This window comes from Patescibacteria group bacterium (assembly GCA_041650995.1).
GTDB lineage: Bacteria > Patescibacteriota > Patescibacteriia > XYB2-FULL-38-15 > XYB2-FULL-38-15 > JAHIRI01.
This window is the reverse complement of sequence record JBAZJZ010000004.1, coordinates 13,803-39,631: the sequence shown is the minus strand read 5'-3', so window position 1 is coordinate 39,631 and position 25,829 is coordinate 13,803. Positions and strand designations below refer to the sequence as shown.

General features: G+C 40.7%; 27 protein-coding genes and 2 tRNA genes. 3 read left to right on the top strand and 26 right to left on the bottom strand.

Annotation, left to right across the window (positions count from 1 at the left end):
- Positions 1–11 precede the first annotated feature (11 nt).
- From WC445_04640 to WC445_04590, 11 genes are all read right to left on the bottom strand, one after another.
- Positions 12–425 carry a pilin gene (locus WC445_04640; GenBank protein MFA5129207.1) on the bottom strand — a complete coding sequence of 138 codons (414 nt, stop codon included), beginning with the start codon at positions 423–425 and terminating at the stop codon, positions 12–14.
- A 17-nt stretch (positions 426–442) separates the two neighbouring features.
- Positions 443–934 carry a pilin gene (locus WC445_04635; GenBank protein ID MFA5129206.1) on the bottom strand — a complete coding sequence of 164 codons (492 nt, stop codon included), beginning with the start codon at positions 932–934 and terminating at the stop codon, positions 443–445.
- 78 nt (positions 935–1,012) lie between these two features.
- Positions 1,013–1,435, bottom strand: coding sequence for a hypothetical protein (locus WC445_04630; protein MFA5129205.1), 423 nt, complete (start codon positions 1,433–1,435; stop codon positions 1,013–1,015).
- 54 nt (positions 1,436–1,489) lie between these two features.
- The gene (locus WC445_04625; protein MFA5129204.1) at positions 1,490–1,858 is read right to left on the bottom strand and encodes a hypothetical protein; all 369 of its coding nucleotides are present in this window, start codon (positions 1,856–1,858) and stop codon (positions 1,490–1,492) included.
- A gap of 45 nt (positions 1,859–1,903) precedes the next feature.
- Positions 1,904–2,575, bottom strand: a complete 672-nt coding sequence (locus WC445_04620) for a pilin (GenBank protein MFA5129203.1) — start codon at positions 2,573–2,575, stop codon at positions 1,904–1,906.
- Positions 2,576–2,577: 2 nt separating this feature from the next.
- Positions 2,578–3,222: a pilin gene (locus WC445_04615; protein MFA5129202.1), complete on the bottom strand. Its 645-nt coding sequence runs from the start codon at positions 3,220–3,222 to the stop codon at positions 2,578–2,580.
- A gap of 1 nt (position 3,223) precedes the next feature.
- Entirely contained in the window at positions 3,224–3,925 is a 702-nt protein-coding gene (locus WC445_04610; protein ID MFA5129201.1) for a pilin, read from the bottom strand.
- A 48-nt stretch (positions 3,926–3,973) separates the two neighbouring features.
- Positions 3,974–4,402 carry a pilin gene (locus WC445_04605; GenBank protein ID MFA5129200.1) on the bottom strand — a complete coding sequence of 143 codons (429 nt, stop codon included), beginning with the start codon at positions 4,400–4,402 and terminating at the stop codon, positions 3,974–3,976.
- A 30-nt stretch (positions 4,403–4,432) separates the two neighbouring features.
- Positions 4,433–4,801: a four helix bundle protein gene (locus WC445_04600; protein MFA5129199.1), complete on the bottom strand. Its 369-nt coding sequence runs from the start codon at positions 4,799–4,801 to the stop codon at positions 4,433–4,435.
- Between the two features lie 26 nt (positions 4,802–4,827).
- On the bottom strand, positions 4,828–6,219 hold the full coding sequence (locus WC445_04595) for an extracellular solute-binding protein (protein MFA5129198.1): 1,392 nt from the start codon (positions 6,217–6,219) through the stop codon (positions 4,828–4,830).
- Between the two features lie 94 nt (positions 6,220–6,313).
- Positions 6,314–7,186, bottom strand: a complete 873-nt coding sequence (locus WC445_04590; GenBank protein MFA5129197.1) for a UTP--glucose-1-phosphate uridylyltransferase — start codon at positions 7,184–7,186, stop codon at positions 6,314–6,316.
- Positions 7,187–7,360: 174 nt separating this feature from the next.
- On the opposite strand from WC445_04590, the gene WC445_04585 reads away from it, so the two are divergent.
- Positions 7,361–7,975 (top strand): hypothetical protein, encoded by a 615-nt coding sequence (locus tag WC445_04585; GenBank protein MFA5129196.1) that lies wholly within the window; start codon positions 7,361–7,363, stop codon positions 7,973–7,975.
- 29 nt (positions 7,976–8,004) lie between these two features.
- Entirely contained in the window at positions 8,005–8,367 is a 363-nt protein-coding gene (locus WC445_04580) for a hypothetical protein (protein MFA5129195.1), read from the top strand.
- 58 nt (positions 8,368–8,425) lie between these two features.
- Here the strand turns inward: WC445_04580 and typA are convergent, their stop codons facing one another.
- The 11 genes from typA to WC445_04525 form a co-directional block, all read right to left on the bottom strand.
- The gene (gene typA / locus WC445_04575; GenBank protein MFA5129194.1) at positions 8,426–10,240 is read right to left on the bottom strand and encodes a translational GTPase TypA; all 1,815 of its coding nucleotides are present in this window, start codon (positions 10,238–10,240) and stop codon (positions 8,426–8,428) included.
- Positions 10,241–10,367: 127 nt separating this feature from the next.
- Positions 10,368–11,306: a UDP-glucuronic acid decarboxylase family protein gene (locus WC445_04570; GenBank protein ID MFA5129193.1), complete on the bottom strand. Its 939-nt coding sequence runs from the start codon at positions 11,304–11,306 to the stop codon at positions 10,368–10,370.
- Between the two features lie 54 nt (positions 11,307–11,360).
- Entirely contained in the window at positions 11,361–12,512 is a 1,152-nt protein-coding gene (locus WC445_04565) for a glycosyltransferase family 4 protein (protein MFA5129192.1), read from the bottom strand.
- Between the two features lie 8 nt (positions 12,513–12,520).
- Positions 12,521–13,204: a nucleotidyltransferase domain-containing protein gene (locus WC445_04560; protein ID MFA5129191.1), complete on the bottom strand. Its 684-nt coding sequence runs from the start codon at positions 13,202–13,204 to the stop codon at positions 12,521–12,523.
- Between the two features lie 9 nt (positions 13,205–13,213).
- Complete coding sequence (locus tag WC445_04555) at positions 13,214–14,092, bottom strand: PHP domain-containing protein (protein ID MFA5129190.1); 879 nt, start codon at positions 14,090–14,092, stop codon at positions 13,214–13,216.
- Positions 14,093–14,102: 10 nt separating this feature from the next.
- Complete coding sequence (locus WC445_04550) at positions 14,103–15,119, bottom strand: aminoglycoside phosphotransferase family protein (GenBank protein MFA5129189.1); 1,017 nt, start codon at positions 15,117–15,119, stop codon at positions 14,103–14,105.
- Between the two features lie 131 nt (positions 15,120–15,250).
- Positions 15,251–15,871: an MFS transporter gene (locus WC445_04545; protein MFA5129188.1), complete on the bottom strand. Its 621-nt coding sequence runs from the start codon at positions 15,869–15,871 to the stop codon at positions 15,251–15,253.
- A gap of 26 nt (positions 15,872–15,897) precedes the next feature.
- Positions 15,898–15,984: transfer RNA gene (locus WC445_04540), tRNA-Ser, on the bottom strand.
- A 296-nt stretch (positions 15,985–16,280) separates the two neighbouring features.
- On the bottom strand, positions 16,281–16,985 hold the full coding sequence (locus tag WC445_04535; GenBank protein ID MFA5129187.1) for a hypothetical protein: 705 nt from the start codon (positions 16,983–16,985) through the stop codon (positions 16,281–16,283).
- Between the two features lie 123 nt (positions 16,986–17,108).
- Positions 17,109–18,416, bottom strand: coding sequence for an O-antigen ligase family protein (locus WC445_04530; protein ID MFA5129186.1), 1,308 nt, complete (start codon positions 18,414–18,416; stop codon positions 17,109–17,111).
- Positions 18,416–19,834 (bottom strand): flippase, encoded by a 1,419-nt coding sequence (locus WC445_04525; GenBank protein ID MFA5129185.1) that lies wholly within the window; start codon positions 19,832–19,834, stop codon positions 18,416–18,418. Before WC445_04525 ends, WC445_04530 begins: the two co-directional genes overlap by 1 nt.
- Before the next feature lie 185 nt (positions 19,835–20,019).
- Between WC445_04525 and WC445_04520 the strand changes: the two genes are divergently transcribed.
- A complete protein-coding gene (locus WC445_04520) occupies positions 20,020–21,849 on the top strand; it encodes a SpoIID/LytB domain-containing protein (GenBank protein MFA5129184.1) in 1,830 nt (609 codons plus the stop codon).
- A gap of 61 nt (positions 21,850–21,910) precedes the next feature.
- On the opposite strand, the gene WC445_04515 is transcribed toward WC445_04520, so the two are convergent.
- The 4 genes from WC445_04515 to polX all read right to left on the bottom strand — a co-directional run bounded on the left by WC445_04515 (position 21,911) and on the right by polX (position 25,751).
- Positions 21,911–22,477 carry a PH domain-containing protein gene (locus tag WC445_04515; protein MFA5129183.1) on the bottom strand — a complete coding sequence of 189 codons (567 nt, stop codon included), beginning with the start codon at positions 22,475–22,477 and terminating at the stop codon, positions 21,911–21,913.
- A gap of 234 nt (positions 22,478–22,711) precedes the next feature.
- Positions 22,712–23,734 (bottom strand): Holliday junction branch migration DNA helicase RuvB, encoded by a 1,023-nt coding sequence (ruvB, locus tag WC445_04510; protein MFA5129182.1) that lies wholly within the window; start codon positions 23,732–23,734, stop codon positions 22,712–22,714.
- Between the two features lie 160 nt (positions 23,735–23,894).
- Positions 23,895–23,980, bottom strand: a tRNA-Leu gene (locus WC445_04505).
- A gap of 22 nt (positions 23,981–24,002) precedes the next feature.
- Positions 24,003–25,751: a DNA polymerase/3'-5' exonuclease PolX gene (gene polX / locus WC445_04500; protein ID MFA5129181.1), complete on the bottom strand. Its 1,749-nt coding sequence runs from the start codon at positions 25,749–25,751 to the stop codon at positions 24,003–24,005.
- Between the last annotated feature and the right edge of the window lie 78 nt (positions 25,752–25,829).

Genomic DNA, 25,829 nt, shown 5'->3' with positions numbered 1-25,829 from the left:
ATTTTTTTAAATTAAGGCGCTACGGTTGGAGTGCTTGAAGCTTGCATCAAGCGGTCCACGACAAAATAAGTAATGGCATAAGCAGCCATAATAATAATTAAACCGATAATTGCCGCTTCCAAAGTTTCTTTTGCTTTTGTAACACGCTCTTCTTTGCCGCGGGCCGTCATCCAAATATAGCCCGCGTAGATAATTAGAAGCGCGGCGACTATCCCCAAAATACTAAGGGCGGTTTGAATAATTCCTCCGATAATTTCGGGGAGGCTCCGTGGTTCTTCGGCGCCGACTCCGTAAGCTTCACCGCCGACTGATTTTAATTTTTCTAGAGCATCAGAAGGCGCGGCTTGGGAAAAAAGAGGAGTTAAAAGAGAGGCCAACGCAAAAATAACGCAACAGATTAAAAAGATTTTTTGGAATTTAAACATATTTATAATTTAATAATTTACGGTTCTTCGCCGGCACAAAAAGCGTCACAGCCGCTCCAAACAGTGGGATCCATACAAAATGTTCCTCCCGGACAAGAGCAGGGGGTTTCCGTTTCCGCGCAGGTTACTTCGCCGCCGCCCTCGGTCGGCAACAAACGGGAAGTTACAAAATAAGTAATGGCGTAAGCGGCAAAGACAATCGCTAAACCAATAACAGCCGCTTCAATAAGTTTTTTTGCTTTTTCAATTTCCTGCTCATTGCCACGCGCCACCATCCAAATAAATCCGCCATAAAGAGTAAGCCCTAAAAAAATTACCCCGACAAAGCCTAAAACAATGGAAATAATTGATCCGATTCTCGCTTCCAGACTTGTTTCTTCGGAAAACCCGGCTGACTTCCGCGCGCTTTCAAGGCCGCCGAAAACTGCCGCTGAAGTTGCTTGATAAAAAATAAAAAATCCGACGAGCAGCAGAACAGAGACAATTAAAATTTTTTGATATTTTTTCATTCGCGCAGTGGGGGAGTTAAATGAAAATTAAATTTTAATTTTCGAACGAGCAAGCAAGTACAGGGTGAATACCCTTTATTAGTCGCCGAGTAAAGTTTCCGTGACAAAATAAGTAATGGCGTAAGCGGAAAAAACAATTACCATGCCAATCACGGCGTTCGTTATTAAGCTTTTTGCCTTGTTAACTCGTTCATCGTTGCCCGCCGCTGTCATCCACATCAAGCCGCCGGCGATCATTAAAATTAAAAAGACAACTCCGACAAAACCCAAGGCGTAAGAAATAATGCTGCCAATGCGCGCGGGAATTGAACTCTCTCCTTCTTGGGGAATGCCAGCAACTTCGGCCGCCTCGCCAAGTCCGGAACGAACGCCGCTTGTGTCTCCAGCGTCTTCTCCGTCAGCCGGCTGGGCGAGAGCAAGATTCGCGCTAAAAATCGTAAAAAGAACTGCCGCGACACAGATAAATTTAAAAATTTTTACTTTTCCTATTTTTAAAAACATAAACTTCGGGATAATCGAGAATGGGGTGGGGAAAACCCCACCCCACTTTCTAAATTAGGTATTTGTAACGTTCATCAAAGTTCTGACAACATACGAAGCGATTGCCCAGGCCATTACAATAATGACCAAGCCGATAATACCGGCAGTGAGGATTTGTTTCGCTTTGGAAATTCTTTCCTCGTTGCCAGCCGCCGTCATCCACATAAAGCCGCCGTAAAGAACAATGACCACGGCAATGATGCCCAAGAAGCCCAATGCCACGTTAATGATTCTCGCGGCAACAGCTCTCGGATCTGAAGCTTGCAAGCCGATATTCGCGTTGTTAATGATATTCAGGCCCAAGATATCATTGGTTTGCGCGGAGACCAAAACTGGAGTCAAAAGACTCAGGATGGTTAAGCAGAAAAATACTTTTTTTAACATTTTCTTCACCCCCTTTCAGGTTTTCTACAAATATTTTGTAGAAGATTATAATCCAAATGCTGTAAGGATAAAATCAACCAATGTGTAACTTGTAAAAATTATAATAAGACCAATTACTGCCCACATTAAAATATCTTTGCCTTTCTTTATTTTATCAGGGCTTCCGCCCGAGGTCAACCAAGTAAATCCGCCAAAAACAAACATCGCGAGCGCCAGGGCGCCAACAACACCAAGAATTGTTTTAATGATTCTGCCAATAAGCTCTGGTCCGGTTACCTCGCCAATGGGAGACTTTATTTTATAAGTCGGGAAAAGCTCTTCTTCGGTGGGCGGTATCTCGGTTTCTTCTTCCTTAGTAAGGTATGTCAATCCCATTGATTCACAATAATCTTCGCAAGCAGATATTTCTATACCTGGTTGGCGGATAAAACATTGGCATTGCCACTGCCTATCAAAAGATTCGCATGTAGGCAAAAATTGGATGGCCGATGCCCCTTCAACGCCTGCTTCTCTGGCCCATTCCGGGCCGAGATCGCGGCAAGTTATAGCGCAGTCGGTTAAACATCTGTCACGATCATCATGGAAGTATGGCGAGGTGAGGTAGCAACGGCATTCTTCGGCCGCTTCGACTAAGGAAAGTGGTAGTAGGAGAAAAAGGAAAAAAATAGAAAAAATAGTCCAGGTTTTGAAGATAAAAATTTTTTGCGGTAAAAACATTTTTATAATCCAAAGGCTGTTAATAAAAAATCTACTAAAGTATAGCTAGAAAAAATTACTACAAGCCCAATCACTGCCCATATTAAAATATTTTTTCCTTTTTGTATTTTTTCCGAACTGCCGCCAGAGGTCATCCAAGTAAAGCCGCCATAAACAAACATCGCAAGCGCCAAAGCGCCGACAACCATCAAAATAGTTTTGATAATGTTGCCGATAAGGCGCGGGACAGAAGTTATTCCCGTTCCGCCGCCAAGAGGATTTTCCAATTCAACTTTTTCCGGCGCGCCATCGGTTCCAGTAATAATTTGGCATCGGCCATCTCTAAATTCTTGACCTTCTGGACACGTTGTGGCGGCCATGGTGGGGGTGGGCGAAGAACAATAATTACCTGCCGGGCGAGTTTGGCAGGTGTACCCAGAAGGGCAGGCAACTAAACGGCAATTTCCGATGAAGCTGGGTGCTTCGTTTCCGCTTGAATCAAAACAGGAGACAATTATGCCATAAGTGGCGCAAGAGCCAGCTTCTCCGCCACAGTCCGCGTCTGTGCTGCAAGTCGTGAAGGCAAGCACTGACAAAGGAAAAAAACTTGTCAAAAAGAAAGATACCGCCAGAGAAAAGAAAAATAAATTTTTGATAGATTTTTTCATTTTAAACGCCAAAAGCTTTAAGGACAAAATCAACCGCGGCATAACTTAAGAAAATTACGGCCATGCCAAGAACCGCCCAAACCAAAGTCATGCGCGCCGTTTTTATTTTTTCCGGACTGCCGCCGGAAGTCATCCAGACAAAACCGCCGTAGACAAAAATTAAAAGGGCAATCGCGCCGAGAATTCCTAAAACAGTTTTGATAGCCTTACCGATAAGTTGAGTCGGAGAAACAGCGCCGATTGGCGAAGTCCATTCTATTGGGCCAGTAGTCCCAGTTATTGCTCCCGTTGTCGCTTGAGAGGCTTCAGTTGCGGCTCGGCATTTGTCAATTTCTATCTGAGCTTTTTCTACTTCAGTGTTTCGTTGTGAAATTAAATCAAGAAGTTGGGTTATCTGGCTTGAAATTAAGTCAAGTTGAGCTTCGCAATCTTCTATAGTTATGGTAGTTCCACAATCTGGTCGCATACGATCATATACTTCTTGATTTCTATTTTTTGTTTCTTCCAGGGCGGTTATGCGATTATTTAAATCGGTTAGTATTCGAGTTGCTGGTTCAATCCCCGCGCAATCAGCTTCCATTCTTCCGGACAAAGCACGCAATTCTTCTAGAGTCACGGCAAAAGTCATTTGGGTAGACATCAGGGTCATTAATAAAATCGACCAGATATAAATCACAAATTTAAAATATTTTTTTGGGTTCATATTTTTAAATTATGGAGTTGTACTTTCTCCGGAAGGCGAAGTAGTCGTTTATTCTCCTGGGGTTTTCCACCAATCTTGTGTGCCAAATATTTTAACGTTACTAACCGGCGTGCCAGTCATAGCAGCAATAGCAAAGTTAACAATTATCCAGGCGCCAAGCACTATCGCCACGCCAATTACGGCGTTCGTGATAATCTTTTTTCCTTTGTCAATCATTTCTGATTTTCCTCCGGCTATTAGAAATACAACGCCTCCATAAATAAAGAAAAGCAGGGCAAGTGAGCCAACCATTCCTAAAATTAATTTAGTTAAATTAATGCCGAGTAAAATAAAATCGTTAAATCCGCAGTTACCGCTTGAAGTGCACGGTGGTAGAAGCGGCGTCGCCGGCCAGGAAGCGTAAACCGGCAGCGTAACGAGTAATGACAAACAAACAGTAAATAGTAAAATTAAAGCAATTTTATTTTTGAATGTCATGGGTAATTGAGTAATTAAGTAATTAGGTAATTATTTGGGTCGATTGACTTGCTGCTTAGTTGAATTTATATAATTATTTAATTTCAGGTGTAATTTTGAAAGTTTATTTTGCAAAATATTTGCCGTTTCTTTGGTTATTTTTTCTCTTTCAGATAGCAAGTTTAGCCAGTATACACTTTCCAATAAAGAGCCCCTTGAGTTGTAGTTAAATTTATTTTTATCAAGAAAATGATAACGGCCAAAGCCCTCCGAGATATTGGCGCCGATTGAGTCTATGGCGGCAATAAATTGATCGCCCATTATCTTTTTGTCTTGCCAATTTAATATGTTATAAATTTTCCAAGCGTCTTTGCCAATCTCCCTTGCTAATTTATAAATTTCCAAATCTTCCAGCTCCATAATTACTTAATTACCAAATTACCTAATTACTGCCGTATTGTTTGATTAACTCTTCCCTGGGCCAAGCCGATTGCTTCCTTTAGAGTTTGCGTGCCGGCAACTACATTTTCAATCATTTCATTCAGAATTTTTTCCATGGCTAGAGCGTCCATTCCCTGGTACCAAGATTTGGCCGTTAAAAGTTCGGAAGCAAAGACTGCTAAATCAAGATCTTCAATCTGGCTCGCCACAAGGGAGCGAAGTGCGGTCGGTTTTTTTGTTTTAGCCAAATATTTTTGGGCATTCTCGGCTTTAGCGGCAAATTGTAAAAAGTCCCAGGCCTCATTTTGATTTTTAGTTTTTGTGGAAACTGTTTCCACCCAATAGTTGGCAAAATTTATTTCTTGGCTGCCTTCAATTTGAGGCATTTTTGCGATGGCAAAATTTAATTTTGGCGCGAGGTTTTTGATTTGCGGAATATGATATGAGTAGCCAAAGAAGAAAGCCGCGCGGCCGGTACTAAACGCTTCAAGCGAGTTGGGCATATTGTTATTCCAGGTGTAAACCTCTTTATAAGGTGAGGCAAAATCAGTATAAAAACCCAAGGCATCTTCGCCGGGAGGGTTTATGAGAGTTGCTCCCGCGGGCATCGCGGCAAAAGTGGCGTTACCATTTTCATCAGCCATAATTGTTCCATTTTGCATCATCAAAAGCGAAAGAATATCCGGCGCTCGTTCGACATTGTTTGCCGTGCCAATCGCCGCGCCAGATTGTAAAATATTTCCTTGTTTATCAATTTTAGCGATTTTTTTAACATCCTCTGAAAATTCCGCCCAAGTTCGGGGCGGTTCGGGAATAGCGGAGGCATTTAAAATATCGCGATTGTAAAAAAGTGCCAGAGTATCAAGATAAAGGGGCAAGCCATAGATTCTGTCTTCGGCCGGTTGATCTCCTGCCTGATATTTTAAAACGACATCTTTTGCCACCTGATCCATAAAATCGGTTCTGAGCGCCCGGAGAGAAAGAGTCGATGTAGTTTGCAATTGGATAGTAGTTTCTTTTTTAACGGTGCCTGTAGTTATCTGGTAAGGCAGAGTGATAGTTTTGGGCATTGGCAGAATTTTGGTTTGGTATTCGCGCACCCAAGTGTTTGGAATGGAAAATAAGTCTGGCCCGCGATCTTCGGCCAGGGCGTTTAGAAGAGTTTTTTCATATTCTTCCATGCGCAATTTACGATAAGAGACAGAAACATTCGGATGGATTGCCTTGTAAGCTGTGATGATTTCATCAAAAGCGTCTTGGTCGTCAAAAACCCGCCAGTAGACAAGGTTTATTGGCTTCATTGCTTCCTGAGCTTCTTGCGACGTTCCTTTGCAAATCGGGCCGGCGGTGATGATGAAAGTAAAAAGTAAAAAAAGTGGCAGGAATTTTGATTTCATAATATTATCGTTGGTAATTAAGTAATTAGGTAATTGAGTAATTTATAGAAATTGAGAAGAAGAGCCGCAATTACTAGTTACAAATTACTAATTACTAAAACTTTAATTTTTTCAAATATTTAGAGAAGTTCGGTTTTAAGTCTTTTCGCGATAAGGCCAAATCAACATTAGCTTTAAGCCAGCCAATTTTTGAACCGGCGTCGTAATAAGTTCCGTCTATTTCACACGCGTAAACAGGGCGTTTTTTAAGAAGTCCGGCGATGGCTTCTGGGAGCCAAAATTCTCCGCCGGCGCCGGGTTTTAATTTTTCCAATTCGTCAAAAATATCCGGAGTTAAAACATAGCCGTAAAGCGTGGCTAAAAGCGACGGAGTTTTTTCCGGACCTGGTTTTTCCACGATTTTTTTAACTTGATAAATATTTTTTTCAATTTTTTGCGCGTCAAGCATGCCGTATTTTTTTGTTTCTTCTCTGGTAACTTTGATAGCTGTCATTACTGGATCAGTATATTTTTCATAAGCTTCAATCAATTGTTTTAATCGGGGTTTTGCGCCATTTAAAATTAAATCGTCGCCCGAGAGAACAGCGAATGGTTCATTTCCCACAACTTGCCGGCAATTCATAACCGGCGTGGCATTACCGTAAGGGCCTTTTTGCCTGATATAAATAAAATTTGCCATATCAGCGATGTTTTTTAGCTCCTGTCGGATTTCTTCTTTGCCTTGTTTTTTTAGCCAATTTTGTAATTCAAAATTATAATCAAAATGGTCTTCCACGGCGCGTTTGGAAGCGCCGGTCACAAGAATTACATCAGTAATTCCCGAAGCCACGGCTTCTTCAACAATATATTGGATAACAGGCTTATCAACGATAGGCAACATTTCTTTTGGCTGGGCTTTGGTCGCCGGAAGAAATCTGGTGCCATAACCGGCTACGGGGATAATAACTTTACGAATTTTTTGAGTCATATTAAAAAGAAACAAGATTAACTTTGGTTCTTTATTTAATTAATTCATTATAGCATAGATTATCGGTCAAGAGAATTGGGTTTATGGTTTTTTCTTTTGTTTTTTGGTATAATAGGATTAGGAGGAATATTAATAAACAGCCCTAAATATTTTGGGGAATTAAAGTTTAAAATTATGAACAAAAAGGTTCTTGTCCCGGTCATCGTCGTTTTGGCCGTGGCGGTTTTGGCCGGCGGCTATTGGGCGTGGCAAAGATATGAGCAGCAACGTCTGGCCAGGCAATTTTTATCGGGTTTCGCAGGTTTAGGCGGCGGTAACGCCAGTGATTTACAAAAGTGGGCAGAAAGTATGGAGGCACTTGGTGGAATGGAAAATTATGAAGAAACCGGCGAGGAAGAGAGAGAGCTAACACCAGAAGAAAAATTTAGCGCGACTGAAGAGATTGGAGTGGATACTCCTTTTGTCAGTGAGGTGAAAAATGATATTGGAGAAGTTATTGGCGATGTTTTTGGAGGCGTAAAAGTATCAAGTTATTTGAATAATTATCTTGGAATGGGCGAGGGAACGGGCATGGTTGAATTTATAACCAAGAAGACTACAACAGCCGGCGATTTAAATAAATTAACCTCGGCTTTTTCTTCTCGGGGTTTTTCAGTTATCACGAGTGGCGTTAGTAGTGGGGAAGCATCTTTAATGATGAGTAAGGATAACTCTCAATACACCGTGACCTATACGGTTGGTGGACAGGAGGTTGGAGTTGTCATATTTAGTGAAGTAAGCGTCGAATAAAATTATTTTTTGAATTAATTTAAAAAATTATGGATGAACAAAAACCGCAAGCGCCGGCAGAAAATCCAAAACCGGCGGGCGGAGAGAAAAATACGGGTATGGCAATCGTAGCCTACATCCTGTTTTTCATCCCGCTTTTAGTTGGAGCACACAAGGATTCGTTTGTGAAATATCACGTGAAACAAGGTTTGGTCCTTTTTTGCATAGGCATAATTATTTGGCTTATTGGAATGTTGATTCCCTGGTATTGGTGGTTTAGTTTTTATTGGGTCATTAGGTTGTTGCAGTTGGGTTTGTTAGTTCTTGTAATTTTGGGAATTGTGAACGCCGCAGGAGGCAAACAAGAGCCAGTTCCTTTGGTTGGAAAATTTGCTGACATGTTCAAGTTCTGAAATTGAATATATTTAAAAACCGCGGAAAAATCTCCGCGGTTTTTTTATTTTAATTTTGTTACTCCCGATTCGCTCTCGCCATTCTTTTTGCCGTAATTTCATCCAAATGAATTTTTCTGATGCGAGTGTTTTTGGGAGTTACCTCAACCAGCTCATCATCGCCGATATATTCCAGAGCGTCTTCAAGATACATGGTCTTTGGCGCGTTAAAGTGTTCAGCTGAACCGTCACCTTTGGAGCGCATGTTAGAAAGCTCTTTGGCCTTGCAAACGTTAACGCGGATGTCGCCGCTTCGCGCATTTTGTCCGACAACTTGGCCTTCGTATACTTTAACGGCAGGACCGATAAAGAGTACGCCGCGATCCTGAATATTGATCATGCCGTAAAGATTGGTCGTTCCGGTTTCGTGAGCCACGAGAGATCCTTGGTCGCGTTCGCGCCAGTTGCCCGGATCAGGAAGATACTCGGCAAAATTTGTATTTATAATTCCCAAACCTCGCGTGTCAGTTAAAAATTCACTGCGATAACCAAAAAGTCCGCGCGTCGGAATTAAAAATTCTAAATAAGTAATTCCATCAATAGTTTTCATATCTTTTAATTCGCCTTTTCGGCTGCCCAATTTTTGAATAACAATTCCGGAGTGTGCTTCGGGTACTTCAACAAAGACGCGTTCGTATGGCGTCATTTTTTTTCCGTCAATTTCTTTTTCAATAACTTTTGGCCGGGAAACTTGAAGTTCAAAACCTTCGCGGCGCATCCTTTCAATTAGAATTGATAAATGTAATTCGCCTCGTCCGGAAACAATCCATCCGCCATCTGGAGAATCTTCAACTTTTAGCGCCATGTCGTTTTCTAGTTCTTTTTGCAAACGTTCTTGAATTTGTCGCGAAGTGGTGAATTGCCCTTCCTGCCCGGCGAAAGGAGAATCATTAATCATAAAAGTCATTTTGACGGTCGGCTCCTCAATACTCAAAACCGGTAGAGCTTTTGGATTTTCTGCGTCGGCGATTGTTTCGCCAATGGTTAAATTCGGCACGCCAGAAATGGCCGCGATGTCGCCGGCCGTTACCTCTTTTGTCTCCACCCGCTCCAGTCCGCAAAAAGTCATCAAAGATACCAGGCGGTATTTTGCCATTTGTCCCTGGCGATTGATGTGCGCGACTTCTTGGCCGACTTTTAGCGTGCCGTTATAAACTCGGCCGATGCCAATTCTTCCTTTGAAAGTGTCGCCGGAAATATTGGCCACAAGCATTTGAAGCGGTGCGTTTGGATTGCCGGTTGGTGCAGGGATGTGTTTTAAAATATTTTCAAAAATCGGTGAAATATTTTTCATTTTAGAAATGTCTGGTTCGGTTCCTGCAAGCCCAAGTTTTGCTGAAGCGTAAATTACGGGAAAATTTAGAGCGTCATCCGAGGCGCCGAGCTCAACAAACAAATCAAAAGTTTTATCCAGAGCAAAATCCGGCCGGGCGTGCGGTTTGTCAATTTTATTCACGACGACAATTATTTTATGACCAAGCTCCAAGGCTTTTTTCAAAACAAATCTGGTTTGAGGCATTGGCCCTTCTTTAGCGTCAACGAGTAAAAGACAGCCGTCGGCCATATTCAAAACTCGTTCCACTTCGCCGCCAAAGTCGGCGTGGCCGGGAGTATCAATAATATTTATTTTTGTCTCGCCCCATTGCACCGACGCATTTTTGGAAAAAATAGTAATGCCGCGTTCACGCTCCAATTCGTTTGAATCCATAATACAAATCCTGCCGATATTATCTTTACCGACATTGGTGGACGACTGGTGGAGCAGCGCGTCAACCAGGGTTGTTTTGCCATGATCAACGTGCGCAATAATGGCAACGTTTCTTATGTTATTCATAATTTATAACCGGTTTAAATAAAAAATCCGCCGGAAAGCAGAAAATTAATTTCTTCAATCTTGAATTATAATATAGAAAAATGATTTTGTCAACTGATCAATCTTTATACAAGCGACTTATATAAATTTATAATATTCTCTCAAAATATTTTATTGTTTTTTTGAGGCCGTCTTTTAGTTTTATTTTAGGTTGCCAATTTAAATTTTTACGAGCTAGGGTAATATCCGGTTTTCTTTGTTTCGGATCATCTTGGGGTAATTTTTTATAAATAATTCTACTCTTACTTTCGGGAATTAGCTTAAGAATCATTTCTGCAAGTTGTTTTATGGTAAACTCTTCAGGACTTCCAATGTTAACTGGCCCAACAAAATTATCTTCATTATTCATCATTTTTATCATGCCATCTACGAGATCGTCAACATATTGAAAACTTCGTGTTTGCGATCCATCACCATAAATTGTCATGTCTTCATTTTTCAACGCCTGAACGAGAAAATTTGAAACAACCCTGCCATCATTCGGATACATATTCGGACCATAAGTATTAAAAATTCTAATCACCCTTATATCAACTTTGTTTTGTCGATAATAGTCAAAAAAAAGAGTCTCCGCACAACGTTTTCCTTCATCATAACAAGAACGAAGTCCGATTGGATTTACTTTTCCCCAATATGATTCCGGCTGTGGATGGACCTCCGGATCCCCATAGACCTCAGATGTCGAAGCTTGTAAAATTTTAGCCTTTGTACGTTTTGCGAGTTCAAGCATATTGATTGCACCGTACACGGATGTTTTTGTTGTTTGTACTGGGTCGCGTTGATAGTGAATGGGGGATGCCGGGCAGGCTAAATTATAAATTTGGTCAACTTCAATATAGAGAGGAAGTGTCACGTCATGACGCAAGAGTTTAAATCTTTTATTTTCTATCAAATCCAATATGTTATCTTTTGTTCCCGTATAAAAATTATCCAAACAAAACACATCATTTTTTTCACGAAGTAGCTTTTTGCAAAGATGTGATCCAATAAAACCCGCTCCGCCCGTCACTAGTATTTTTTTTCTCATTTATTTATATTCTAGTTATCTTTAATAAATTTTTTATAACTATTACCAAATTTATTAAGCAGTTTCCGAAAAATAATGCAGAAGATATTCTGCCACATTACGCCATGAATACATTTGAAAATCAATAGATGATTGATTTTTTTTGTTTTTCCAAAACAATACTTCCCGTAGAGCTAGCTTAATGGCCGTTGAAGATCTGGCTTTAACAACTTTCATTTTTTCATAGTTAGCTAATACATCAACAGAACCAGTTATCTCGGTTGTAATAATTTTTTTATTTAGAAAAGCTGCTTGCAAATTAACCATGCCAAAGGGTTCATAAAACGAGGGCGTTACGAGACAGTCTGCTACATTGAGAACTAAAGACATGTCTAGTTGATTAATATGCCCGAGAAAATAAAAAGATTTTTGGTACGTGGTATTATCTAATAGGCGTTTTATTTTTGCGTAATATGCCTCGTTTATGATAGCACCTGCAATAACGACAACAAAATTTATTTCTCGAAGTAGATTTAACGATGCTTCAATCAAATAGATTAATCCCTTTTGCGGCACAATGCGTCCGGCATAGAGCACGACCGGAACATTTGGGGGTATTTTAAATTTGTGCCGAAATTCCATACAAGATAATTCCGGTTGTATCTGGAAATCTTTATCATCTATGCCCCCTATGATAACCGCGATTTTGTTGGAATTTATACCATAAAGACTAGAAACTTCGCTAGCCATTTTACAGGATTTTACAAAAATCATTTTGCTATAATGCATACACCTCCGTTCAAGAGCCGCCAGAACCAAATTGATTATTCTTGGAAGGAGTGAAATTTTTATCTTTCCATTTTGAAGTGCTTGGTGCATGCCTAGCATTGTACTCCGAGCAAAATAAAATATCGGTATCTTTATTTTCGCTAAATCTAATAAGCCGAATTCTAGAGATTGAATGTAGACGGAATCAAAATTTTTTATGTTTATTCTCTTGTTAATAAATTTTTTAAGTTGAAAAAAATACATTAAAAAACCAATAAGGGGTATTCTTTTAATCGGTAAGTAGATGAAGGTAATCAGCGGATCGTAAAAACTAGTAATTTCAGGACTACTATAGCAATGCACTACGGTCACTGAATGACCAAGTGAGATGAGGGCAGTCGCCTCTTTATAGGCCGAATAACCCATACCATAGCCAAAGCCAAACCGGGATGTTAGCATTAGTATCTTCATGTTTTTTTGACAAAATTTTTGTAAACACAGAGTACAAATTTTTCAGCTATTTCAGAGAGGGATTTAATGGGCAATGTTTTTTTTGACAAAAGTTGTGTTTGTTTTTTGATTTCAGGGAGAGCTGTGCCTAGTTTTTTACTGCATAATTTTGAATCTAACTCAATCTCCCCATAAAGATATAATATTCCGTATTGCAACTCGCGTAGCCATCTGATATATCTAGTTTCCCAAAATGCCACATCTTTATCATTCAAATATACAGACCTACAGCCTTGGGATAAATCGACGGCGCGTTTGTATATAGTCTTTACGGTAATTTTTTCTTTTCTAAGATCACGCAGAGAGTCTTTGCCCCATAATAATATATTTTGCTGTTTAATCCAGATAAAGAATGTTGGTGGTCTAAAAATATGCCAAAGATGGCGAAACTCTCTTTCAAATACAATATTAATATCTAATTTTAAATCCTTCACTGTGGTGCGCACAGCTTTAATTTTTTTCAAAAATTCACAGCGATCTTTAACATCCTCAACAATAAACAATATATCTACATCACTTTTTTTATGAAAATTGTCTGTTAATAGACTTCCAAAAATATAAGCTGATCGGATAGCCTTAAATTTTTTGTATTTATTCCTCAATACTTTTGTAACTTCTTGAATCAATAGAGTATTCGGCATATTTTTTATTTACCCCCCTCTGGTTGAGCGATAGTTTGAAAGATAAAAATCAGGGATATCTCGATCGTGACCATACTGGCCGATAGGTGTATCTGTTTTTTTTCCATGAAAATCAGATCCGCCAGTATAGTGAATTCCCCGCTCGTTAGTTATTTTTTTTAACAATGAAATTTGTTCGTCAGAAGTTTTATTGTGATACACTTCAATTCCGGTGATTCCCATCATCAGTAAATCATTGATACGCGTCTCATCAAGCGGCTTCATAACAACGCTTTCTGACACGAATGGATGCGCGATAATCAAATCTCGCGCTACTTCCTTAAATTTATCCACCAGCCACGTAACGGTAACGCCACTTCTTTCTACGGCGCAAGATTTACCCGGTGCTTGATACTCGTAATATACATCCTCTGGCATAAAATACTTTCCATATTTTTTTAGAAAAAGGTTTTGATTTAAACTATTTGCGCAAATATCAAGTGCAACTGTTAGACTGACTGGCTGTTTTTCAAACGGCATTAAACCACGAGTAACTTCAAGTCCTTCTTTTCGGGAAAGCTTAATTGCGGTCTCCATTTCCTCTATCTTTTTATGTCGTACGATTTCATTACGCTCCTTTAATATTTCCGTTACTGCGTCGACATCAAAATCATAAGCCAAAATATGCACCTCATTATCGTTATATTTTGCAGTGAGCTCAACTCCGGTAATCACTTTGACGCCAGAGCCATCAAGGGACATTTCTAGTTCTCGAACACCGTCAATACTATCATGATCAGCGAGGGCGCAAAATTTTAGTTTTTCTAGCTTGATAATTGCGGCAAGCGCCGGAACAGATAATTTTCCGTCAGAATAGGTTGAATGAAAATGTAAATCAAATTTCGCCATAGATAGATACTTATTCTGATATAAACTTTGTAAGTATTTTGATTTCTTTATCAAGATTAGATTTAACGCGACCATAGAATTGACTCTCGTTGTCTGATGACATTTGTTGTGGCATATCACGTAAAACTTCTAATCTCCAAATAATTGAATTAATAAGAACAAAAGGTTCATAAATTTTTAGTCTCTCTCGAAAGTGCGGATCCTGGTTTACTTGGCAACTTTCATATATTTTCAAAAAATCCTGTTTTTGATTTATATTAAAATTCAATTTCAAAAACAACTTAGCTATATCCATTGCATTATCACCGGCAGAAGCTTGTTCCCAATCAACAATAACAGGAGCACCGTCTTTTTTAGAATATAGAATATTATTTTTGTTTAAGTCAAAGTGGATCAGAGTAAAAGTTGTAGACGAAAAAGCATCGCTGGAATCATTTGCCATGTCTTTCATCTTGTCAAACGACCGATGGATAAGGTACATTGCTTCAGTTTGATCCACAAAGGGTTCTGAAATTTTTTGGAGAGTTTCAATTCCATCAAGTAGATAGTCCATGTGAGTACCCTCCTTCCTTTTTGTAAAGGGCTTGCCGTAGGCATTAAGCTTTATAGAATGAAGGTCAGCTAGCGCCAACGCTAACCGTTCAATATGATCTTTGTCAAACTGTTCCACAGTCTCACATTCAATTTTTTCTTCGAAAAGAATAGTCGACGGTTGTAAATAGCCCTTTAATTTTGGCGCGTGTTTAAAATTACGAGCCCTTAATAAACGTAGAGCTATGTTTTCATTTGCCCCTCTCCCGGAATCACGTCTGCGATTTTTCCATGCCTTTACAACGAGATTTGATGCCCTATCATGTAATTCGAAAATCAAAGCATAGCTACCTTCTGCAAAAGGGTCGGTAGCAAGAAGCTTACGCAGGTCTTCTGGCGCGATACCTAGCCCTGTAATGACCCTTTCCTCTTCTTTGGTTAATGTTATTTTTTCAAATGATTCAGTCTCAGCCGAGAATTTATAATGTTCACTCATATTGAGCAGACATAATTTAAATTGATTTAGACAAAAATTCCGCCGGTAAGAGCAGAAAAATTAAGTTCTTCAATCCAGAATTATAATACCAAAAAATGATTTTGTCAACTCAGTTCGGTGCGGGGGGGGCTTTAAGTTGAGGTTTTAATGTAAGATTTAATCGGCAAAAGCAAGAGCGCCCCCAGGGTAGAAACAATCACAACCGTAAAAATAAGAATAGGAAAACCGCTTATGGCGGCAATATATCCGCCGAGAGCCGCGAGCGCCGCGCCAGTCAAATCAGTCAAGGTAAAATAAACGCCCCATTCTGTTCCTTCTTTTTCTTTATCAATATGACGGGTAAATATTGCCATATAAGTTGGAAAGGTGAAAGCAGTGAAAAGGCCTAAAACAAATTGCACGGCGTAAAGTTCAATCGGCGTATCAATTATAAGATACAGAAGGGGAATAATGGCAATAAAAATTGAAAAAATAAACATGAGCCAAAAATCATCTTTTTCTCCGCGGATTCTATCAATCAAGTGAGCGATAGGAATTTGAAAAATGCTTTTTGTTAAAAGATAGATGCCCGCAGCAAGACCGGCGACTGCTTCGTTGCCGCCGCGGATGAAATCGGTGATAAAAAGCGCAAAAATCGGGCCAAGCAAACCGGCCGCTCCCATAATGACTGTGTCTGAAATAATAAGAAAACGGATGACAGGATTGATATCCTGCAAAAAATAATATCTCAGTTTTGTTCCGCGGAGTTTCATAAATTTATATTTAAGATTTGTCAAAACGGAAGGGGTGAGATTCGAACTCACGATACCGTTTCCGGTATACCGCATTTCGAGTGCGGCGCTTTCGGCCACTCAGCCACCCTTCCATTTTTTTAACTTAACATTTTCATAAAATAAAATAAAGAGCTCAGCGGCTCCTTATTTTTGTTTTTGTTTTAATTTTTACCCCGCCTGGACGGCGGGTTAATTTGAAAAAAGAACGAATTTCGCAAAAGGTCCCCCTCTTTTCTATTTTGTATGCTTTATAATTTCAGCTAACAAAAATAAAAAAGCCGATTTTCTTTTACATTATTATAGTATATCACATTTTGATGATTTTGTAAAGGTTTAGATTTAAAAAAAGCCCCGACGAAAGAGTGAACTCTCGTCGGGGGATGACCGCCTAGAGCGGTCCGGAGGGCGGGGTGGTGAATTGATGATTGCACCCCCCATCCATGTTTGGGACCACCCTAACTGTCTGCTCGGCGTGGTTGACCCAGATTCTTGGGGTACCCCAGAGCACGTCGGTTCCTGGTCCGCAGGACCAGCCGATGCCGACGCCGGGGGTCTCAATGTTGAAGAAATAGACCGCGTTGTAGTAGAGCGGCAGCTCGCAGAACATCGAGCGCACTCCCGTTGCCGTGCAACCGGTCACTTCACTCCAGCCGACAATCGGCAGTCCGCCTCGTTCAATCTGGAGCCAGAGCGTCATGTCGGAGTGGAGATCGTCAGTGAAGCAGTAGAATAGGTAGATCCCGAGCGCCGGGATGTCGGGACGTTCGCAAGGATCGACAACTCCGCCATCTTCGGCTTCGTCGCCGTCTGCCTCGTCTCCGCCGACATCCTCGGGTTCGCCGTCCTCGGCCACGTCGTCCGTGACTTCGGGCAGGTCTTCCTCAGCATCCTCGGCCGTCTCGTCCGGCGTTGTCTCGTCTGGCTCGGCATCGTCCTCGGCCGCGTCGGCCTCGGAAATGTCGGGCTCGATCTCGTCGGGCTCGACATCGGGAGCGGACCCGTCGTCCATGCCCATGCCTTCAGTGCTCAGGCCGCAGCCCATCGCCACGAACGTCACGAGAGCAACCGCGATCGTTGCCAGCTTGGTTTCCATCTACCCCTCCTCTCCTCTAGTTTGGAACGTTCCAAACATTATATTCTTACATGAATTGAAGAAAATGTCAACCCCTTTTAACAAAAAAGCCCCTGTTTAGCAGGGGTGGGCTTATTTTTTATTTTACGTTTTTTTCGGCATTTTTTTAAGTTCTAAAAGTGAGAGGCCAATAATTAACCAAAATAAAATTGCTAAATCATTTTTGAAATAAGGAACATCAACAAGGCCATGAACAAAAATTGTAATCATGGCAGCAGAGAGGGTGACAAAGAGCGCAGGATTAGGCGCAAAGAATTTTTTAATATTATCTTTAAAAAATTTTATGATGATCAGTAAAAAAACAAGCAAACCGCCGAGGCCAAGTTCGCTCCAAAAATTTAAAAATAAATTATGCGGATAAAGATAAATTTCAATATATTTTGCCTTGTGGTATGGCGCGAAAGTTTCCTGGTAGCCGGCTAAACCCGCTCCGGAAAAAAGCCGGCCGCGGATCATCTGCCACGTTTCTTGCCACATAATTAACCGAACTTTTCCAGAGTCATTTTTAAAAGTTATTTGTTCCACGGCATAATTTCTAAATTGCGGCACGAGCGCAACAACCATAACAAAAATAATCGCGAGCACTATGGTTGACCTGCGCAATTTTTTTGTAAGAATGCCAAGGAAAAATAAGCCAGCTAATATTCCAACGTAAGCACCTTCGGAGCGGGCGAAGACGACAGCTGCGGGAGAAGAGATAATAACAAACAATTGGAAAATCAACGGCTTAAGATTTGTGATTATAATTTTTTTAAACTTGAAACTTGAAACTTGAAACTTTGAGATTAGCCAGCCGACATAAAGCACGATGATCGGCGCGAGATAAAGCCCAATAGCGTTAGGGAAACCATAAAAACTTGTAACGCGGCGTGTTTCAGCCGCTTGCCAAATGGGGTTTGGAATAGCGAAGCCGGTAAATTTTTGGTAAATGGCAAAAGCGGAAACATAAAGCGCGGAAATCCCCAGAGCGTAAAAAATTATTTCCAAATCTTTTTTTGTTTTGACAATACTCAGGAGAACAAATAAAAAAATAATCGGTTCAAAAAAATAGGCTTTAAAAATTCCCGCGGCGGCGCGTAGGTCGGGAGAAATTAAAAGTGAAATAATGGCGAAGGTTAGCCAGGCAAATATAAGCCACGCCCATTTTTTATTTTCTAAAATTTTTAAAGGATGGTTGAATTTTTCTTTTTTGATTTTTAATTTTATAACCCAAACCACAAAAAGAATAAAAATCATTGCCTCAAGAGCGGTCATGGGCATTGGTCCCAGAGAAAATCTGATTAAGTATGTTGGCAAGAGAGCGAGGAGGACGGCAGTCGCCCAAAGCAAATTTCGCCAAGCGAGGTAGGCGTAAGCAGAAAAAAATAAAATTAATAAAATTGGCCAAAGCATTATTTTAATTTAGTAATTTCCATGATAGTTTCTTTATTATATCCGCGGAATAGATATAGTACAGCAAAATAAATAACTGCGCCACAAAAAATCAGAAACAGAAGATTCATATCAATTAAGAAATAAAGAGCGAGGCACATAAACAGACTTGCGAAAATCGACTTCCAAAGAACTTTTCCCGATGGAAGCAGGCGGGTATTTTTCCAAACGACAAAAAATGTCAGAAGAGCAATCGCACCTTCGGAAAGAAAAGTGATCCAAGCCGCCGCCCAGTAAGTATAGAGTGGAATAAAAATAACATATCCAGCGAGAGAAAGGAGGGCAACCGAGGCGTATCCCCAGATCATTTGTTTTTGTTTTTTAATAGCGACAATAACGTGGCCGAAAAGCGTGCCAACAAAAATCGCTCCGGCCGCCAGAATCAAAATTTTTAAAATCGTTCCGGAGCCCCCAAAATCCTCGCCAGCTACCGCACTCATAATTCGTTCACCCAAAAGCATCGTACCAAAAATTATTGGCATAATAATGATCATTAAAAAATCAAAAGATTTTTTAATAACCCGCGAAAATCTCTCTAGATTTTTTTCTGCCCAGGAAGAAGTTAAAACAGGCAGAACAAGCCCGGCAAACATCATCGGGAGGGTGGTTAAGACGTCAAGGACACGATAGGAAGCGCCGTAAAGGCCGACTGTGGCTTGATTTTGAAAAAGGGATAAAACAATTACATCAGCTTTCAAATATATAAGGTTAAAAACAATGGAAAGGCCGATGGGCCAGGAACGGCGGTAAATTTCTTTCCAGATTGGCCAATCAAAAACAAATCTGATACGAACGTATTTTAGGGAAAAAAGAAAATTAACCAGAAAATTGGCAAAGCTTCCTAAAATTACCGCGAGCATTATGGCTAGCAGGCCGGCTTTCATATAAATCGCTACGGTAACTCCGGCAACGAGGACTACTCGGCCGAGATTTTCTGCGATGGCGACTTTTTCCATGCGGAGATTTTTTTGAAAGAGGCCGATTAGAACCTGGTTTAAGGCGATGAAAAGAAAAGAAATGGAGGTGACGGCTACGCCAATTTTTAAAGTAGAGCTGTATGGAAAAAAAAGAACAACGAGCGGCGCGAGACCCAGAAAAATTACCGCAGAAAAAAATCTTAAAGTAAAAATATTGCTCGTAATTTTATTTATGTTGGCATTTGGTTCGGAAATCATCTGCACCGTGGTTAAGGTTAGACCAAAGTCAACTAAAATTCCAAAAAATTGTAAAAAAGAGATGATCGTCGTATATCCACCGTAGCCGTCTTGGCCAAGATAACGCGTCATCATGGCGAGCGCGACCAAACCTAAAATTGTGGAAAGAATTTTTCCACCGACTTGATAAAACATGTTGTGCGCGACCTGGCGCGTAAGAGACATGAAAGATCAAAATTAAAAATTACGATTACTCTATTATATCATTTTCACCAGGCGGATAATAGCGTGTAATTTTTTAGCGTAATATTCGTCTATAATAGTAGGAGGCCGTCAATGGCCAGAAATTGACCGCGCGAGATTTTTTTAGTATAATATAGTATATAGTTAATTTTTAAAAGAAGCCCGCGATGGAAAAAAGAAAAAATAAAAAAATAAATCGAGGGCAAAAGTTTTTGTCAGGATTTCTGCTGGCGGCGGTCCTGGCTTTTATTTTTAATTTAATGCCCGGCGGCGCGGAGGCGGCAGTAGCCGGATATACCGCACAAAAAATTTCTCAGAGTTTTGGTTCGTTGACTTTGGCTCCAGGCAAAGCAATAACTTTTGAAGCGGCTTTTAAAAATATTGGTACGGTGGCTTGGTCAAATTCCAGCAGCAATTATATTTCTCTTTATGTGGATAGCGCCGGCCGGCAATTGTATCATCCTTATTGGTATACGATTGAACAGCCGGGAAAAATGTTAGAAACAAAAATTTTACCTGGTGAAACAGCTCATTTTCGTTTCGCGCTCAAAGCTCCGGAGCTTTTGGGATTTTACACCATCAGATTAAAATTGGCGGCGGAAAATTTGACGTGGATTCCCGGCGGCGTAATCGATTTGCCAGTTAATGTGACAAACGGAACAGCTTCCGTGCAAACTCCAGTCGTAAGCAGTCCAACTTCCGCAGCCACGACTACGGCAGAAAATTTCGCGGCCGTAAAATTGATTCAAAGCAGCCAGGCGGTCGCCCTGGCCGGCGGAGGGAAAAATAATTTTATAGTGGGATTTAAAAATATTGGGCAAAATGCTTGGGAAACAAGCGGTGCTAATTTGGTAAAAATTTGCGTCGGAGGAACGACCGCGACCGAACCTTTCCGCGATACAAATTGGCTTTCAGCAAGTTGTCCGGCAACTGTTTCCGGGACAACGCTGCCGGGACAGATCGGATATTTTAGTTTTTCTTTAGTCGGGAATTTAGGTGGCGATTACAACCCAAGCTTTGTTTTAATGAATAGTGAAAAAATAATTACGGGTGGAGAGGTAATTTTACCGATAAAAATTTCTGGAACGGTGGAAACGCCGGTTATTGCCCCGACGGTTGTCGCCATTCCAGAGTCGGTAATGAGAGTAGGGCTTTATAACACAACGACCGCGGAAACTCTTCGCGCCAATACCGCCTTTGAAGTTCGTGACGCTGAAAACAATTTAATTTTTTCCGTTCCGGCCGGGGCTACGGTTACCGCCGCTTTCAATTTTACGGCAAAAACTTATTCGGTGGCGCTTGGCGGCGTAATTAGAGATAATCTTTCTTATCTTAAATTTGTCGCGCCGGATTTAAATACAATTTTTGAAATTACGAGTTTTGAAGATCGTCCGGCGTGGAATACATCGTTAAACGACAATAAATTTCGTGGTAACCTAGAATTGCGCTGGAGTGAAGATCGGGAAAAACTTTACATGATTAATGAATTACCTCTTGAAACATATTTGAAAGGTTTGGCTGAATCATCAAATAATAATCCGGCTGAATATCACCGGGCGCTTGCCATTGCCGCTCGCACTTTCGCCCAATATAACATTAATATTGGCGGAAAACATCCGGCAGGAAATTTTCACTTGAACGCCAGTTCTTACGATCAAGTATACCGCGGCTACAACTCGGAAATTCGTTTGCCGAATTTTGTGAAAGCAGTAGAAGACACGCGCGGTATAGTGGTTACCTATAATAATGAAATTGTTGTTACGCCGTATTTTTCCCAAAGTGATGGACGAACGAGAGCCTGGGAAGAAGTTTGGTGGGGAACAGGAAAAGCTTGGCTTGTTTCGCGGCCGGATCCAAATTGCGCCGGGATGAATCTTTTCGGTCATGGTGTCGGGCTTTCAGCGCGCGGCGCGCGCGGCATGGCTCTTGCCGGCAGTACCTTTGAGCAGATACTAAAACATTATTATACTGGCGTGGAACTGAAGACAATTTATTAGTCAACAAATTATAAAGATATAAAAACACTCCGATTTTGTTCGGAGTGTTTTAAATATGTTTTTAAATTGTTCCGCCCGTCGGATGAGATTCTTTAATATGATATTTTCTATCTTCTTCAGCTAAGATAATAATCTTACTCGCTATTTCTCGCGGACCGGGAACTTCCTCAAAATTAAAACGTCCCGTTGCCCCGGCCGTCTGGACATAAACATTTCCATAATCAAACATCGTTTGTAAAAATCCTTTGCTTTGGCCAGTGACGTCTTGAATTTTATATAGATCCAGTTCGGAAATAGTTCGGGAAAAAAGGCGCTGCTCAACATTGATTATTCTGTCGTTTGTGACAACCCAAAAATCTAAATAATAATCAATAAAAGCGGTAAAGGCCACGAGCCAGACAGTTAAATAGTAAATGCTCGCGAGGAGCATGAGCAGCGGATAGATTATGGTATTTAGAAAAAGCGAAGGAAAAGTATTTTGGAAAAAGAAATAAAGGCCAATGGGGATTGCCAAGAGAAAAACAAAAAGGATTAATTGTTTTATATAAACAATTGTATCCCGCCGCAAAAAATAAATTATTTTTTCGTAAGATTTTTGCGCGATGAATTTTTTTACATAAATACTCATAAAGAAAAATCCAAAGTAAAAAATGGTTGTGTCCAGTCGATCAGCCGGATTTCCTGCCAGCTAGCAAAAATAATTATGGCCGCACCCGCCAAAAAAATATATAAAGTAAAAAAGGCCGCGGAAGTCGGCGGGATAAAACGCACCAAGTGATAAATTGCGAAAAGTGCAAACAAACTAAAAAGCCCAAGGAAAACGTAATAGACGATAAGAAAAACGGAAAGGGTCATAAGAAATTTAAACTAATTTTTCTTGCAAATTTTTTGGAATATCAATACCTAAATGTTTATATGCCGCTTCGGTGGCAATTCGGCCGCGTGGGGTGCGATTTATAAAACCAAGCTGAAGAAGATACGGTTCATAAACTTCATCGATCGTGGCCTGCTCCTCGCCGGTTGCGGCGGAAAGAGTATTTAAACCGACTGGGCCACCTTGAAATTTTTTAATGATTGATTCAAGAATGCGTCGGTCAATTTGATCCAAACCAAACTGGTCAACGCCTAAATTTTTTAACGCTTCCTCCGCCAGCTCCGTTGTTATTATACCATTTGCTTTGACTTCAGCGTAATCGCGGACGCGTTTTAAAATGCGGTTCGCGACGCGCGGAGTTTTTCGGGCACGGCTGGCTAAAAGCTCTACGGCGTTGTCGTCAATTTTAATGTTTAGAATTTTCGCGCTACGGTTAATAATTTTTCCGATGTCTTCGTCTTCATAAAAATTTAAATGATATGTCGCGCCAAAGCGGTCGCGGAGCGGCGAAGAAATCATACTGACTTTTGTCGTGGCGCCAATGATCGTGAAACGAGGTAAATCCAGACGAACCGTTCGCGCGCCCGGACCTTTCCCGATTACAAGATCCAGCGCGTATTCTTCCATCGCCGGATACAAAACTTCTTCGATCACTTTATTTAGGCGATGGATTTCATCAATAAATAAAATATCGCCTTCGCCGAGGTTTGTGAGAATTGCCGCGAGGTCGCCGGCTCGTTCAATCGCCGGACCGGAAGTAATGCGGATTTGGGCGCCCATTTCGTTTGAGATGACGTGGGCAAGCGTGGTTTTCCCAAGGCCAGGGCAGCCGTAAAGAAGAACATGTTCAATCGGTTCTTTTCTTTTTTTTGCCGCGGAAATAAAAATTTCCAGATTTTTTTTAATCTGTTCTTGGCCGATATATTCAGACAAAACTTTGGGCCGAAGTGTCATATCAAACACTTGGTCTTCATTTTGTTCTTTGGGTTCAATTATTCGGTCATCAGACATAGGCCAAATTTGCCCGTCGAGAAGTTAAAATTTGGTCGGCTTCTCGACTCGCTGTGCTCGCTCGAAGAATATAATTAGTTAATTCATTTTATCTTATTTTCCTTTTTTTGGCAATAAAATTATGAAACAAAAAAAACAGGTCAAAGCCTGAGTTTAATTCTGGTGCCCGGGGAGGGACTCGAACCCTCACGACCTTTCGGTCACAAGATTTTAAGTCTTGCGTGTATACCATTTCACCACCCGGGCGTGTTTTGTTTTTAAAATCCTATCACTTTCCTTTAAACCAATCAAGGAGTTTCTCTAGCGGCCAAGTATTTAGTATATCTTTCTTCGTCGCCCAACCGCGTCTCGCCTGAGCAATGCCATATTCCATTAAATTAAGTTGGTTTTTATTGTGCGCATCAGTTGAGATTACCATTTTTACTCCGAGCCTAACAGCTTTTCTAATATCTTCATCGCGCAAATCCAGACGATCAAAAAACGCATTAATTTCCATAGCTACGCCAAATTCTTTTGCCGCTTTTAAAATTTTATCCAAATCCATTTCGTATGCCGGTCTTTGAAAAATTACTCGTCCGGTCGGATGGACAATAATATTGACATTTGGATTTTTTATGGCGCGGATAATTCTCGCGGTCATTTTTTCTTTGGGTAAATTAAAATGATCATGGACGCCAGCCAAAACAATATCTAATTTTTCTAAAATGTTGTGGGGCAAGTCAATATCCCCGTCCACGGAAATATTTGTTTCAGCGCTTTTTAAAATTTTTATCCCAATTTTTTTCTTGGCAAAATCGGCGTTCAATTTATCAATTTTTTTAATTTGTTGTAAAAATTTTTTTTCATCCATGGCGTGGGCAATGTGCAAAGTGCCAACATGGTCAGAAACAGAAATATACTCATAGCCCAATTTTTTTCCGGCGAGCGCCATTTCCTCGACTGTGTTTGATCCGTCGCTCCATTTTGTATGGGCATGTAAATCGCCGCGAATATCTTTGTAGCCGACAATTTTTGGCAATCCGTTAGGTTTACCCTGAGCTTGTCGAAAGGCCGCCTCAATTTCGCCGCTCGCGGTCCGAAGCTCAGGCTCCATCCATTCCATTCCTAAGATTTTATAAATTTCTTCTTCGGTTTTTCCTCCGATTTTTTTCTTGCCGCGAAAAATTCCATACTCACTAAGTTTCAGACCTTTTTTGATGGCGATTTTTCTGGTTTCAATATTATGGTTTTTGTCGCCGGTAAAATATTGTAGAGCCGCGCCATAATCTTCGGGCGGAAGAATTCTAACATCAGCTTGAATGCCAAATTTTAGGCGAACAGCAGTTTTAGTTGGGCCGCGCAATAGCACTTCGTCAACTTCAGGCATGCGCGTGAAAATTTCCATAACTTTTTTTGGATGTTTGGCTGTAATCAAAGTATCAATGTCGCCGATGGTTTCCTGTCGGCGGCGGATTGAGCCCGCGGTTTGGACTTTATCCACTCCGGGAATTTTTCGAAGACGGGCTTCGATTTCCCGGGCGATGGGCAGAACGTGGCCAAGCAAAAATCGGCCATGGCTTTTTTTATGAAATTCCAATCCCTTTAAAATTTTTTCCTGGCTTTGGGCGCCGAAGTGGGGGAGCTTTGCGATTTTTCCGGAAAGTGCCGCAGATTCCAAATCGGCAATGTTTTTAATTTTTAATTTTTTATACAAAATCTGAATAGTTTTTGGACCGATGCCTTCAATGGAAAGCAGCTCGTCTAAATCAACAGGAATAGATTTTTTTAATTTTTTATAAATTTTTAATTTACCGGTTTTTAAAAGTTCTTCAATGTGTAAAGCGATTCCGCGGCCAACGCCGGGAATTTTTTCCAAAGCCGAAAGTCCGCCTTCACGGTAAATATCTGTCGCGCTTTTTCCAAGCGATTCTAAACTTCGCGCCACTCTTTCGTAAGCGCGTGGTTTAAATTGGATTTCCTTCATTTCATAAAGCGCCGCCATTTCCCGGAAAATTTTGGCAATTTCTAAATTTGTCATACCCCGTTAGAAGTCTATGTAATTGTTATAAATTATAAGCATAAATAAAAGAGTGTATTTTATGTAATTTACCCTGCT